The sequence below is a fragment of the Pseudomonas sp. SMV7 genome (assembly GCF_052041995.1).
Lineage (GTDB): Bacteria > Pseudomonadota > Gammaproteobacteria > Pseudomonadales > Pseudomonadaceae > Aquipseudomonas.
Map to the genome: position 1 here is coordinate 176,142 of NZ_JBKGGT010000004.1, position 12,472 is coordinate 188,613.

The window sequence follows — 12,472 nt, forward strand, 5'->3', positions numbered from 1 at the left end:
CGCCCTGCACAGGACGCGGCCTTTTCATTACAGCTAGCGCGGATCAGTTATCCAGCGCTACCCGCCCGGCAGCTTCACGCTTGCGGTGCACCAGCAAGCCAGCCGCCACCACGCCAATGCTCAGCAGCGCGGTCGCGATGATTTCGGCACGGTGGTCTTCACGCAGCGCCATCACCACCAGGATGGCAATGATGAAGGCGATGGTCGCCCAGGTCAGGCCCGGGAACAGCCACATCTTGAAGGTGATCTTCTCGCCACGGGCCTCACGCTGGGCACGCATGCGCAGCTGCGACACGGCAATCACCAGGTACACCAGCAGGGCAATGGCACCGGAGCTTGCCAGCAGGAACTCGAACACCTGGGCCGGGGCCACGAAGTTGGCGAACACGCAGAGGAACGCCGCTGCGGTGGACAGCAGTACCGCCACGTGCGGGGTCGCCGACTTGGTGGTGCGCTGGGCGATGGCCGGGGCGTCACCGCGCTTGCTCAGCGAGAACAGCATGCGCGAGGAGGTGTACAGCGCCGAGTTCAGGCAGCTGGTGACCGCGATCAGTACGACGATGTCGACGATCAGCTTGGCATTCGGCACGCCGATGCGGCTCAGCACGGTCTGGTAGGAACCGGTCTCGGCCAGCGCCGGGTCGTTCCACGGTACCAAGGCCACGACCAGGAAGATCGACACCAGGTAGAACAGGCAGATACGCCAGATCACCGAGTTGGTGGCACGGCTGATCTGCTTGCCCGGGTCCTTCGACTCGGCCGCGGCGATGGTGACGATTTCGGTACCCATGAACGAGAACATGGTGGTCAGCATGGCTGCCAGCACCGCGCCCAGGCCGTTGGGCATGAAGCCCTGGGTGTCGAACAGGTGGCTGGCACCGCTGACCTGGCTGCTCGGCACGAAGCCGAACAAGGCAGCACAGCCCACGGCGATGAAGCCGATGATTGCCAGGACCTTGAGCAGGGCGAACCAGAACTCGAACTCGCCGTAGTTCTTCACGCTGCACAGGTTCGTCAGGGTCAGCGCCAAGGTAATGACCAGGGAGAACGCCCACAGGTCGACCGCAGGGAACCAGGCATGCAGGATGGCTGCGGCGGCGTTGGCTTCCAGCGGAATCACCAGCACCCAGAACCACCAGTACAGCCAGCCGATGGTGAAACCGGCCCAGCGCCCGATGGCGCGGTCGGCATAAGTAGAGAACGAACCGGTGTCAGGCGAGGCGACCGCCATTTCGCCCAACATGCGCATGACCAGTACCACCAGCGTACCGGCGGCAGCGTAAGCCAGCAGCACGGCAGGGCCGGCAGCAGCAATGGCGTGGCCGGAGCCAACGAAAAGGCCGGCACCGATGACGCCAGCGATGGACAGCATGGTCACATGCCGTTGTTTGAGCCCCTGAGCGAGGTCATTGGAATTGTTACCGCTCATAAAACTACCTTTGTAAGGAGTGGACCACCCGACTGCGGTTACAAAGCGCGCCAAGGGTTGACCTGGGCGTCGCTGCAATCGGCGGTTTCCTGCTGGCAATAAGCGCGCCATATACGGAACGCGTTCGTCAGAAAGCCCGGCAGGCCTTTCACGACGCGGTTCGGAGGGCTTTCGGCCAAGAGCTGACCGAAAGGGCATCAAATCTTCGGATTACTGAAATACCCACTTACAAACGCACAAAAGGTGCTCCTCGGTAACACCTTTGCACCGATGCAACGCACAAAAGTGCAACCCATGGGTACAACCCTATCCCATGTAAAAGGCCTTTGCCGGTGAACCCGTTTTCATGGGCTCTGCTACCTTGTCAGCCCGGATCTACTCGCGAATGGTCTAAAACCGCTTCCATGAGCCGGCCAAAGCTGGCACCATCGCGCCTTTTTTCATCAAGGCTCTGGTGCTGGGCGAGACCTTCGCGGACATCGGCGCGACGTTGCGCTGCAGCGATGCGACAAACTGCCCCACCAGCGCCCCGAGCACCTGGCGCCCCTGTTGGCCGCCGCGATACCGCTATGCTAGCTTGGCGCTCGCCAGGAAGGCCGCCAACAGCTGGGAACGCACCCGAACACAATGAGGAACGCACATGGCTCAGGCCACGCCCGCGCTGGAAATCCGCAACCTGCACAAACGCTACGGCGAGCAGGAAATTCTCAAGGGCATTTCGCTGACCGCACGCGACGGTGACGTGATCTCCATCCTGGGGTCGTCCGGCTCCGGCAAGTCCACCCTGCTGCGCTGCATCAACCTGCTCGAGAACCCGCACCAGGGCGAAATCCTCGTCGCCGGTGAAGCGCTCAAGCTCAAGGCCGCCAAGAACGGCGACCTGGTCGCCGCCGACAACCGCCAGATCAACCGCCTGCGCAGCGAAATCGGCTTCGTCTTCCAGAACTTCAACCTGTGGCCGCACATGTCGATCCTCGACAACATCATCGAGGCGCCACGCCGCGTACTTGGCCAGAGCAAGGCCGAGGCCATCGAAGCCGGCGAAGCGCTGCTGAACAAGGTCGGCATCTACGACAAGCGCCACAGCTACCCCGCCCAGCTTTCCGGTGGCCAGCAACAGCGTGCCGCCATTGCCCGTACCCTGGCCATGAAGCCCAAGGTCATCCTGTTCGACGAGCCAACTTCGGCACTCGACCCGGAAATGGTCCAGGAAGTGCTAAACGTTATCCGCGCATTGGCCGAAGAAGGCCGTACCATGCTGCTGGTCACGCACGAGATGAGCTTTGCCCGGCATGTGTCCAGTGAAGTCGTCTTCCTGCACCAGGGCCTGGTCGAAGAGCAGGGATCGCCGCAGCAGGTGTTCGAGAACCCGACCTCGGCGCGTTGCAAGCAATTCATGTCCAGCCACCGTTAACGGAGCAATACATGCACACTTACAAGAAGTTTCTCCTGGCAGCTGCTGCCACGCTGGTGATCTCGGCCAACGCCATGGCCGCAGAAAAACTGCGCATGGGTATCGAAGCCGCCTACCCACCGTTCAACAACAAGGATGCCAGCGGTAACGTGGTCGGCTTCGACAAGGACATCGGCGACGCCCTGTGCGCCAAGATGAAAGTCGAATGCTCGGTCGTCACCTCGGACTGGGACGGCATCATCCCGGCGCTGAATGCCAAGAAGTTCGACTTCCTGGTGTCGTCGCTGTCGATCACTGACGAGCGCAAGCAGGCAGTGGACTTCACCGACCCGTACTACTCCAACAAGCTGCAGTTCATCGCGCCGAAGAACGTCGACTTCAAGACCGACAAGGCCTCGCTCAAGGGCAAGGTGATCGGCACCCAGCGCGCCACCCTGGCCGGCACCTGGCTGGAAGACAACTACGGCGATGACGTAGAGATCAAGCTGTACGACACCCAGGAAAACGCCTACCTCGACCTGGTCTCCGGCCGCATCGACGGCATCCTGGCCGACAAGTACGTGCAGTACGAGTGGCTGAAGAGCAAGGACGGCTCGAACTTCGAGTTCAAGGGCGAGCCGGTGATGGACAGCGACAAGATCGGCATTGCCGTGCGCAAGGGCGACGACAAGCTGCGCAACGACCTGAACAAAGCCCTGGCAGAAATCAAGGCCGACGGTACGTACAAGAAGATCAACGACAAGTACTTCCCGTTCAGCATCGAATGACCCGCCCAGACTGGCGCGCCCTTGCGGCGCGCCAGTCCCTAGAATGACCTGCCCATGAATATCGACCTGCACGGATTCGGTCCGGCCATGATGGCCGGCACCCTGATGACCGTAAAACTGGCGCTTTGCGCCTTGCTGCTGGGCCTGGTTTTGGGCCTGCTCGGCGCCCTGGCCAAGACTTCCTCGGTCAAGCCTTTGCAATGGCTTGGCGGCTTCTATTCGACCCTGGTGCGCGGCGTGCCCGAACTGCTGTGGGTCCTGCTTATCTATTTCGGCACCGTCGGCTTGATGAATGCCCTCGGTGAAGCCCTGAACATGCCGGGCCTGGAACTCAGCGCCTTCGCGGCGGGCGTGATTGCCCTGGGCCTGTGCTTCGGCGCCTACGCCACCGAAGTGTTCCGTGGCGCCATCCTGGCGATCCCCAAGGGCCACCGCGAAGCCGGCCTGGCGTTGGGCCTGTCCAAGGGCCGCATCCTGTCGCGGATCATCCTGCCGCAGATGTGGCGTATCGCCCTGCCCGGCCTCGGCAACCTGTTCATGATCCTGATGAAGGACACCGCCCTGGTGTCGGTGATCGGCCTGGAAGAAATCATGCGCCACGCGCAAATCGGCGTGACCGTGACCAAGGAGCCGTTCACCTTCTACATGGTCGCGGCCTGCATCTACCTGAGCCTGACCATCATCGCCATGACCGGCATGCACTTCATGGAAAAACGCGCCGCTCGCGGCTTTGCGAGGGCCGTGTAATGAATTGGGAAGTGATCATCAAATGGCTGCCGCGCCTGGCCCAGGGTGCCACCCTGACCCTGGAGCTGGTCGCCATCGCCGTGGTGGCCGGGCTGATCCTGGCCATCCCGCTGGGCATCGCCCGCTCCTCGCGCCACTGGTACGTGCGCGCCGTGCCGTTCAGCTACATCTTCTTCTTCCGCGGTACGCCGCTGCTGGTGCAGCTGTTCCTGGTCTACTACGGCCTGGCGCAATTCGACATGGTGCGTTCAAGTTCGCTGTGGCCTTACCTGCGCGATCCGTTCTGGTGCACGGTGCTGACCATGACCCTGCACACCGCCGCCTATATTGCCGAGATCCTGCGCGGCGCGCTGCAGTCGATCCCCAAGGGGGAGATCGAGGCGGCACGGGCGCTGGGCATGTCGCGTGGCAAGACGCTGTTCTACATCATGCTGCCGCGCGCCGCGCGCATCGGCCTGCCGGCGTACAGCAACGAAGTGATCCTGATGCTCAAGGCCAGCGCCCTGGCCAGTACCGTGACCCTGCTGGAACTGACCGGCATGGCCCGCACCATCATTGCCCGCACCTACCTGCCGGTAGAGATCTTCTTTGCCGCCGGGGTGTTCTACCTGCTGATCTCGTTCGTGCTGGTGCAGGGCTTCAAGTTGCTGGAGCGCTGGCTGCGTGTGGATGCCTGCCAGGGCCGCTGATACCTCACTGACTGCTTCGCGGGCACGCCCGCTCCCACAGGTGTAGCGCCAGCCTTGAATGTGGCGCTATACCTGTGGGAGCGGGCGTGCCCGCGAAGAGGCCCTCAAAACCACCACACATCCTTGCCATGCCCAGCCACCTCCACAGCCACCACCTAAGCACCCGCTTCCAGGCCCTCGACCAGTTCCTGATCGAGCACCAGCAGCTGTGGAAACCCCGCCCCTTCACCACCCTGCAACTGGAGTGGGAAACCGCGCATCCAGAACTTGCCGCCCACCTGCGCCAATGCTCCCTGGCGGACGCCGAAAGCGAAAGCACCGCCTCGGCCTTGCCCGCCCCATTCCCGCAATTGGCCAGCCAAGCCCAACAGCTCGCAACCCTTGGCAACCTCCCGGCCACGGGACTGCCCCCTGCCGCCCACCGCCTCGACGTTGCCGTCCCCGGTCGCAAATGGCAGCAGATCGAAGCCTTCGCCAGCCACCTGAGCTTCCGCGCGCAGCCCCGCCACTGGCTGGACTGGTGCGCCGGCAAAGGCCACCTCGGCCGCCGCCTGCTGCAACCTGGCCAACAGCTGACCTGCCTGGAATACGATGCCGACCTGGTCGCTGCCGGCCAGGCGCTGAGCGCGCACCATCACCTGCCAGCGCTGCACCTGCACCAGGATGTGATGGCCGACGACAGCGCCCGTCACCTGGTGGACGACAAAACCGTGGTCGCCCTGCACGCCTGTGGCGACTTGCATGTACGCCTGATGCAGCTGGCCAGCCAGCAAGGCTGCCGGCAACTGGCCGTAGCCCCTTGCTGCTACAACCGCATTGCGGCGCAGCAGTACCAGGCGTTATCCACAGCCGCGCAAGCGTCCAGCCTGCAGCTGTCGCTGGATGACCTGGGCCTGCCGCTGAGCGAAACCGTCACCGCCGGCGCCCGCGTGCGGCGCCAGCGCGACACCTCGATGGCCCGGCGCCTGGGCTTCGACCTGCTGCAACGCCAGCAGCGCCAGAGCGCCGAATACTTGCCGACGCCTTCGTTGCCTGTGGCCTGGCTGGAAAAGCCCTTCGAGCAATACTGCCGCGACCTGGCCGCGCTCAAGCAACTGCAACTGACTGGCAACCCGGACTGGGCGGCCTTGGAAGCAGCCGGCTGGCAACGCCTGGCCGAGGTCCGTAACCTGGAGCGCGTGCGCAACCTGTTCCGTCGGCCGCTGGAGCTGTGGCTGGTACTGGATCGCGCCCTGTTTCTGGAAGAACACGACTATAACGTGCAGCTGGGCCTGTTCTGCGACTACCCACTAACCCCGCGCAACCTGCTGGTCCTCGCGGAACGCGACCGTTAGCCGCAGTACAACCTGTGGATAACTCTGTGCACAAGCTTTTGATTAGCTGTTGGATCCGAGCGCTATTTCAAGCGTTTGGCTTATTCCGCCTAGTACTTCAAGCCCAGTAAAAACAGGCGTTTGCGCAAAGACCGGCGGAATACTGATCCGGCATGCATTTCGCGCAAGGCGTCAATGCCACTTGTGCATAAACATTTGTTGTGGTTGTCGACCACAGCTGCCAATGCAATTCCTGTGGGAGCGGCCTTGTGTCGCGATGGGCCGCAAAGCGGCCCCGCTTTTTGCCTAATTACAGAGAGTGCTGGGGGCTGCTTCGCAGCCCATCGCGACACAAGGCCGCTCCTACACACACCCGTCCGCGTCAGGATTCAGTGCGCCTTGTTCCTGGCAATCTCGATATCGTTCATCAGCGCCTTGGCCATGTCGCACAAATAGTCGGCCGCCCCCAGGAATTTATGGTCATCCTCCATATCCCCCTCGCGCACCAGGTGCTTGATGTAGCCCATCAGGATCGAGACGTGCTCGTAGACAGCATCGGCCGGGACGCCGGGCTCGACGCGTAGCAGGTTGAGGGACGGGTTACCGGCTGCGAGGAAGGTTTCCACGCCGGCGGTGGTGATGGGTTCGATGATATTTTTCTTCATGGCATAGATCCTTACTCGGGGAAGACACTGCCATAAATCTTTCTCACGGATTTGGGTGGCAGCCGTACGCGGGGTGAGAAACCGGTCGAATAAGGAAGCCCGGCCAGACCGAAGTCTGCCCGCGTACGGCCACCATAAATGGGTAGCGCTTATTCGAGTCGGGTTCTCACACCCGGTCGCCAGAGCGACCCGAAAACGGTATCCGTGAGCCATTTCCCCGACAACAGCGATACTTCAGCGGCGCGCGTAGGATAGGTCCGAAGCCCCCAAACCTTGAAGCATTTGCCCCCAAGTTCAGAATTGTCTGACCCCTATCTTCACAGCGGCGCGCTACCTGCAGGAGCGGGTTCACCCGCGATAAGGCCCTGCCAGGCCACACAAGGCTAATGCTGAACCACCGTAACGGTGTATCATCCGCCCCCCAAATCATTAAAAAGTGACGTCGCGCGCTGCCCGCCAGCCCCGCGACCTTCTGGCGTTGCGCCAGAACCGACAATGGACTAACGGACCCGACCATCGTGACCCAGACCAAGCCCCTCGCCCTGCTGTGCCTCACCCTGGCCCTGACCGCCTGCGCCAGCAGCACCCCGCCCCAACCCCGCAACAGCCTGGACTGGAACCACCCCGGCATGCAGCTGGGCGGCGACAACGGCCTGCCCCTGCGCACCGAAAGCCCGTGCCGCAAGCGTGGCTGCGACAACGACAAGCTGTTCTTCAACCCGGGCAAAACCGAGCCAAGCGTCACCACCATCCACCGCGGCTGGTAGGAAAATTCTTCTTTCAGACCGGTAACTTAGGTCATTTGCGAACAATCGCAAGGAAGTGGTTTACAGGCGCCAACCGATCGTTATAATGACGCCCCACTGCCGGTATAGCTCAGATGGTAGAGCAACTGACTTGTAATCAGTAGGTCCCGGGTTCGATTCCTGGTGCCGGCACCATTCAAGGTTCCATAGAAAGCTTTCAAAATCTCTGGAACCCCCGAAAAACCCGCCTTTTGGCGGGTTTTTTCGTTTTGGCGTTCCGTCGGATTGTAGTGGTCAACTCATCCCGGACACCCATTTAGGCGAGAATGCTCGCCACAGAGAGGTGTTCGGGATTAGTAGACCACTACAGCCAGACCTGATGCCAGCCTGGACAGCCATGGAAGAGCTTACCCTTGGCGATCTCTCGCACCTGTTTCAAGGGTTGGGGCGGGATGCCGACAGAAAGGCCATTGCCCGCCTCTTCGGGCTACCAGGCCCGTTGCTACAATCCTGGCTACATACACTGACCACCATCCGCAACATCTGTGCGCATCACGACCGCTTATGGAATCCTGAATTGGGCATCCGTCCTGAGCGACCCAAGACAGCCAGTATTTCTTGGCCCCAGTATCTGCAGCGGTCTGAGCAGCATGTAAGAACATCGACTGTCTTATGCATTCTCAGCCTACTGGTTCGCCAGGTCAGCCCTGAAGCAACCTGGAAAACCGGCTAGACGAACTGTTGGCGGACTTTCCAGAGATCAATTTGCGCGCGATGGGATTTCCTGATGACTGGCGTGATGATTCGTTCTGGCAACAGCCGAACAAGAATTAGCCTCTTCACCCCTCCCTTACCTCAAACCCCTCGAACAACTGCCCCAAATACCGCCAAACCCCCTCCACCTCAGCCGGCCTCCCCAGCTCGCCCAACCCAGCATCCAGCATCCTCCCCGCCCGCGCGAGCTGCACCACGAACCTGCGCACCCCAGCCCCTGCCAAGCGCTCCCCCAACCGCTGTACCTGCTGGCAATCGAGCAACCCCCAATGCACCGTGGTACGGCACTCATGGTCCACCCCACTGGCCAGCAACAATTCCAGGCTCGCCCAGTTCGCCCGGCCGCTGCCGCGCACGCCGGTGATCAGTTGGCAGTCTTCTTCCAGGGCCTTCACGTCCATCCCCACCCAGTCGCAATACGGCAACACCCGGTTCAGCGAGCCTGGGCGAATGCCGGCGGTGTGCAGCCCTACCTTCAAGCCGCGTTCGCGCACGGCGCGCATGGCAGCAGGCAGGGCGGGTTGCAGGGTGGCTTCGCCGCCGCTGAAAACCACGGCCTGCAGCAGGCCCTGGCGACGGTCGAGCAGGTCGAGGACATCGCGCCAGGGCAGGCCGGGGTCGCGGGTGCGGGGGATCAGTTCGGGGTTGTGGCAGTAGCGGCATTGCCAGGCGCAGCCTTGGCAGAACACCACGCAGGCGAGGTGGTCGGGGTAGTCGAGGGTGGTCAGGGGTTGCAGGCCGCCGATGCGCAGGGCGCTGGCCTGGCAGTTGGGGTTGGGGTTGGGGTTGGGGGTTGGCATGGTTGCTCCTGGGTAAGGAGAAGTCGTGGTTGCCTGGGCTGGCCTCATCGCCGGCAAGCCGGGCTCCCACAGGTATTGCATAGAACTCGAGGATGTAGCTGGTCTGTGGGAGCAGTCAGGCTTGATGCGTCAGCGTTGCTCGCGGAAGTGCTGGCGTTCGTGGTGTTCGGATTGTTTGCCAGGGTTGAAGGCGGCCACGGGGCGGTGGTAACCCATCACGCGGGTCCACACCTCGCAGCGCTGGCGTTTTTCTTCAGGCAATGGCTGGTTTGCATTCATGCTTTCGCTCCTTTTCAGCGTTCAACAGCGCTTCATCACAACGCGGGCAGAACTCGTGTTCGCCCGCCAGGTAACCGTGCACCGGGCAGATCGAAAAAGTGGGTGTCACGGTCAGGTAGGGCAGCCGGAAGCGGCTGAGGGCGGTGCGCACCAGTTGCTTGCAGGCCTGGGCAGAGGAGATGCGCTCGGCCATGTACAGGTGCAGCACCGTGCCGCCGGTGTATTTGCATTGCAGGGCATCCTGCAGCTCCAGCGCTTCGAACGGGTCGTCGGTAAGGCCGACCGGCAGCTGCGAGGAGTTGGTGTAATACGGCGCCTCGGGCGTGCCCGCCTGGAGAATGCCCGGGAAGCGTTTGCGGTCTTCGCGGGCAAAGCGGTAGGTGGTGCCTTCGGCGGGGGTGGCTTCGAGGTTGTAGAGGTGGCCGCTGCGTTGCTGGAACTCCACCAGGCGGGCGCGTACGTGGTCGAGCAGGGCCAGGGCGAAGGCGCGGCCGGCCTCGGTGTGCAGGCCGTCGCGGTCGCCGGTGTAGTTGCGCAGCATCTCGTGAAGGCCGTTCACGCCGATGGTGGAGAAGTGGTTGCGCAGGGTACCCAGGTAGCGCCGGGTGTAGGGGAACAGGCCGTTGTCCATGTAGCGCTGGATCACTTCGCGCTTGCGCTCCAGGCTTTCGAACGCTAGTTCCAGCAGGGTGTCCAGGCGGGCGTAAAAGCCGGCTGAGTCGCCTGGGTACAGGTAGCCGAGACGGGCACAGTTCAGCGTTACCACTCCGAGTGAGCCGGTCTGCTCGGCTGAGCCGAACAGGCCATTGCCGCGCTTGAGCAACTCGCGCACGTCCAGTTGCAGGCGACAACACATGGAGCGCACCTGGTTGGGCTGCATGTCGGAATTGAGGAAGTTCTGGAAATACGGCAGGCCGTAGCGGGCGGTCAATTCGAACAGGCGCCGGGCGTTGTCGCTGTCCCAGGGGAAGTCGTGGGTAATGTTGTAGGTCGGGATCGGGAAGGTGAACACCCGGCCCCTGGCGTCGCCGGCCATCATCACTTCGATGTAGGCGCGGTTCAGCAGGTCCATCTCGGCTTGCAGGTCGCCGTAGGCGAAGGGCATTTCCTCGCCGGCGATGACCGGGATCTGCTCGCGCAAGTCGGCGGGGCAGACCCAGTCGAAGGTCAGGTTGGTAAACGGCGTCTGGCTGCCCCAGCGCGAGGGCACGTTGAGGTTGTAGATGAATTCCTGCAGCGCCTGACGCACCTGGGGATAACCCAGCCGGTCATTGCGCACGAAGGGCGCAAGGTAGGTGTCGAACGAGCTGAAGGCCTGGGCGCCGGCCCATTCGTTTTGCAGGGTACCGAGGAAGTTGACCATCTGCCCGAGGGCGCTGGTCAGGTGTTTGGGCGGGCCGGCCTCGACCCGCCCAGGCACGCCGTTGAAGCCTTCGTGCAACAGGCTGCGCAGCGACCAGCCGGCGCAGTAGCCGGCGAGCATGTCGAGGTCGTGCAGGTGCAGGTCGCCTTCGCGGTGCGCTTCGCCGATTTCGCTTCGGTAGATTTCGTCGAGCCAGTAGTTGGCGGTGACCTTGCCGGCTACGTTAAGCACCAGGCCGCCCAGCGAGTAGCCCTGGTTGGCGTTGGCCTGCACGCGCCAGTCCTGGCGTGACAGGTACTCGTTCATGGCCCCCGCCACGTCGATCGACCGCCGCCCGCGCGGCGCCCCTTGCTCGCTGTTCATCCAACCTCCAGAACACAACATCTAGTCATCAAAAAGAACAAGAACACTACATGTTGTGCTGTTGATTTAAAGATGACCTATATCAAGTGTTTCAGCCGCCGCTGACATTCATGAACCGCAGCACTTGCACATCGTCATGGTCGAACACGTGCCGGGCAGGCTTGCGTTGCAACGCCTGGTGGATGGCTTCAAGCACTGGCGCATCGTCACCGGGGTAGCGCCGCAGCAGGCCGCGCAGGTCCAGCGAGTGTTCATGGCCCAGGCACAGCAGCAGGCGCCCCTCGGCGGTCAGGCGCACGCGGTTGCAGGTGTCGCAGAAGTGCTGGCTGATGGGTGAGATGAAGCCGATGCGGGTACCGGGGTTGCCGCTGACCCGCACATAACGGGCCGGGCCGCCGCTTTGCTCGGCGCTGTCGACCAGCGTGTGGCGTTCGGCAATGCGTTCCCGTACCCAGGCGCTGGAGCAGTAGCTTTCCGGGCGTGAGCGGCCGACGTCACCCAGGGGCATTTCTTCAATGAAGCTGATGTCCAGGCCATGGGTGATAGCGAAATCGACCAGGGCCGGCACTTCGTCGGAATTGCGACCATGCAGGGCCACGGTGTTGAGCTTGATGGCGGCGAAACCCGCCTTGCAGGCGGCGTCGATACCGCGCAGCACGCGGCCGAGCTCGCCGCTGCGAGTGATGCTGCGAAAGCGCCGCGGGTCGAGGGTGTCGAGGCTGATGTTCAGGCGCTTCACGCCGGCGTCGGCCAGCGGCTGGGCAAGCTTGGGCAGTTGCGAGCCATTGGTAGTCATGACCAGCTCGCGCAGGCCAGGCATGGCGGCGATGCGCTGGCACAGGCCGACGATGCCGGGCCGCACCAGCGGCTCCCCGCCGGTAAGGCGGATCTTGCGCACACCCTGGCTGACGAACAGGCGGGCCGTGCGCTCGATTTCCTCCAGTGTCAGCACTTGCTGGCGGGGCAGGAACTTCATGGTTTCGGCCATGCAATAGATGCAGCGGAAGTCGCAGCGGTCGGTGACCGAGATCCGCAGGTAGTCGATCTTGCGGCCGCAGCCGTCGAGCAGTTGGGTGATCATATGGGTATTCCTTATGGCCCATTCGCGGGCACGCCCGCTCCC

General features: G+C 62.7%; 12 protein-coding genes, 1 tRNA gene and 1 pseudogene. 8 read left to right on the forward strand and 6 right to left on the reverse strand.

Going from position 1 to position 12,472, the window contains the following annotated elements:
* Nucleotides 1–43 precede the first annotated feature (43 nt).
* Nucleotides 44–1,429: a GABA permease gene (gene gabP / locus ACLEJP_RS07080; protein WP_013970487.1), complete on the reverse strand. Its 1,386-nt coding sequence runs from the start codon at nucleotides 1,427–1,429 to the stop codon at nucleotides 44–46.
* Nucleotides 1,430–2,069: 640 nt separating this feature from the next.
* Here gabP and ACLEJP_RS07085 point away from each other — a divergent pair.
* The 5 genes from ACLEJP_RS07085 (at nucleotide 2,070) to ACLEJP_RS07105 (ending at nucleotide 6,380) form a co-directional block, all read left to right on the forward strand.
* Nucleotides 2,070–2,843 (forward strand): ABC transporter ATP-binding protein, encoded by a 774-nt coding sequence (locus ACLEJP_RS07085; RefSeq protein WP_225780039.1) that lies wholly within the window; start codon nucleotides 2,070–2,072, stop codon nucleotides 2,841–2,843.
* An 11-nt stretch (nucleotides 2,844–2,854) separates the two neighbouring features.
* Nucleotides 2,855–3,610: an ABC transporter substrate-binding protein gene (locus tag ACLEJP_RS07090; RefSeq protein ID WP_440805104.1), complete on the forward strand. Its 756-nt coding sequence runs from the start codon at nucleotides 2,855–2,857 to the stop codon at nucleotides 3,608–3,610.
* 54 nt (nucleotides 3,611–3,664) lie between these two features.
* Nucleotides 3,665–4,357 carry an ABC transporter permease gene (locus ACLEJP_RS07095; protein WP_170027846.1) on the forward strand — a complete coding sequence of 231 codons (693 nt, stop codon included), beginning with the start codon at nucleotides 3,665–3,667 and terminating at the stop codon, nucleotides 4,355–4,357.
* Nucleotides 4,357–5,046, forward strand: coding sequence for an ABC transporter permease (locus tag ACLEJP_RS07100; protein ID WP_440805105.1), 690 nt, complete (start codon nucleotides 4,357–4,359; stop codon nucleotides 5,044–5,046). Before ACLEJP_RS07095 ends, ACLEJP_RS07100 begins: the two co-directional genes overlap by 1 nt.
* 128 nt (nucleotides 5,047–5,174) lie before the next feature.
* Entirely contained in the window at nucleotides 5,175–6,380 is a 1,206-nt protein-coding gene (locus tag ACLEJP_RS07105) for a methyltransferase (RefSeq protein ID WP_440805107.1), read from the forward strand.
* 368 nt (nucleotides 6,381–6,748) lie between these two features.
* On the opposite strand, the gene ACLEJP_RS07110 is transcribed toward ACLEJP_RS07105, so the two are convergent.
* Nucleotides 6,749–7,024, reverse strand: a complete 276-nt coding sequence (locus tag ACLEJP_RS07110) for a DUF3077 domain-containing protein (RefSeq protein WP_440805109.1) — start codon at nucleotides 7,022–7,024, stop codon at nucleotides 6,749–6,751.
* A gap of 518 nt (nucleotides 7,025–7,542) precedes the next feature.
* On the opposite strand from ACLEJP_RS07110, the gene ACLEJP_RS07115 reads away from it, so the two are divergent.
* The 3 genes from ACLEJP_RS07115 to ACLEJP_RS07125 all read left to right on the forward strand — a co-directional run bounded on the left by ACLEJP_RS07115 (nucleotide 7,543) and on the right by ACLEJP_RS07125 (nucleotide 8,503).
* Entirely contained in the window at nucleotides 7,543–7,791 is a 249-nt protein-coding gene (locus tag ACLEJP_RS07115) for a hypothetical protein (protein ID WP_440805111.1), read from the forward strand.
* 98 nt (nucleotides 7,792–7,889) lie between these two features.
* A tRNA-Thr gene (locus ACLEJP_RS07120) sits at nucleotides 7,890–7,965 on the forward strand.
* Between the two features lie 202 nt (nucleotides 7,966–8,167).
* The gene (locus tag ACLEJP_RS07125; RefSeq protein ID WP_440805112.1) at nucleotides 8,168–8,503 is read left to right on the forward strand and encodes an Abi family protein; all 336 of its coding nucleotides are present in this window, start codon (nucleotides 8,168–8,170) and stop codon (nucleotides 8,501–8,503) included.
* A 106-nt stretch (nucleotides 8,504–8,609) separates the two neighbouring features.
* Here ACLEJP_RS07125 and ACLEJP_RS07130 read toward each other — a convergent pair whose 3' ends face one another.
* The 4 genes and pseudogenes from ACLEJP_RS07130 to moaA form a co-directional block, all read right to left on the reverse strand.
* Nucleotides 8,610–9,344: an anaerobic ribonucleoside-triphosphate reductase activating protein gene (locus ACLEJP_RS07130; RefSeq protein ID WP_440805114.1), complete on the reverse strand. Its 735-nt coding sequence runs from the start codon at nucleotides 9,342–9,344 to the stop codon at nucleotides 8,610–8,612.
* Between the two features lie 129 nt (nucleotides 9,345–9,473).
* Entirely contained in the window at nucleotides 9,474–9,623 is a 150-nt protein-coding gene (gene nrdD / locus ACLEJP_RS07135) for an anaerobic ribonucleoside-triphosphate reductase (RefSeq protein ID WP_440805115.1), read from the reverse strand.
* Nucleotides 9,598–11,310, reverse strand: a pseudogene (locus ACLEJP_RS07140) (ribonucleoside triphosphate reductase); the annotation flags it as partial. The pseudogene ACLEJP_RS07140 and the gene nrdD, both read right to left, overlap by 26 nt.
* 130 nt (nucleotides 11,311–11,440) lie before the next feature.
* Nucleotides 11,441–12,427: a GTP 3',8-cyclase MoaA gene (moaA, locus tag ACLEJP_RS07145; protein ID WP_440805291.1), complete on the reverse strand. Its 987-nt coding sequence runs from the start codon at nucleotides 12,425–12,427 to the stop codon at nucleotides 11,441–11,443.
* Nucleotides 12,428–12,472: the final 45 nt, after the last annotated feature.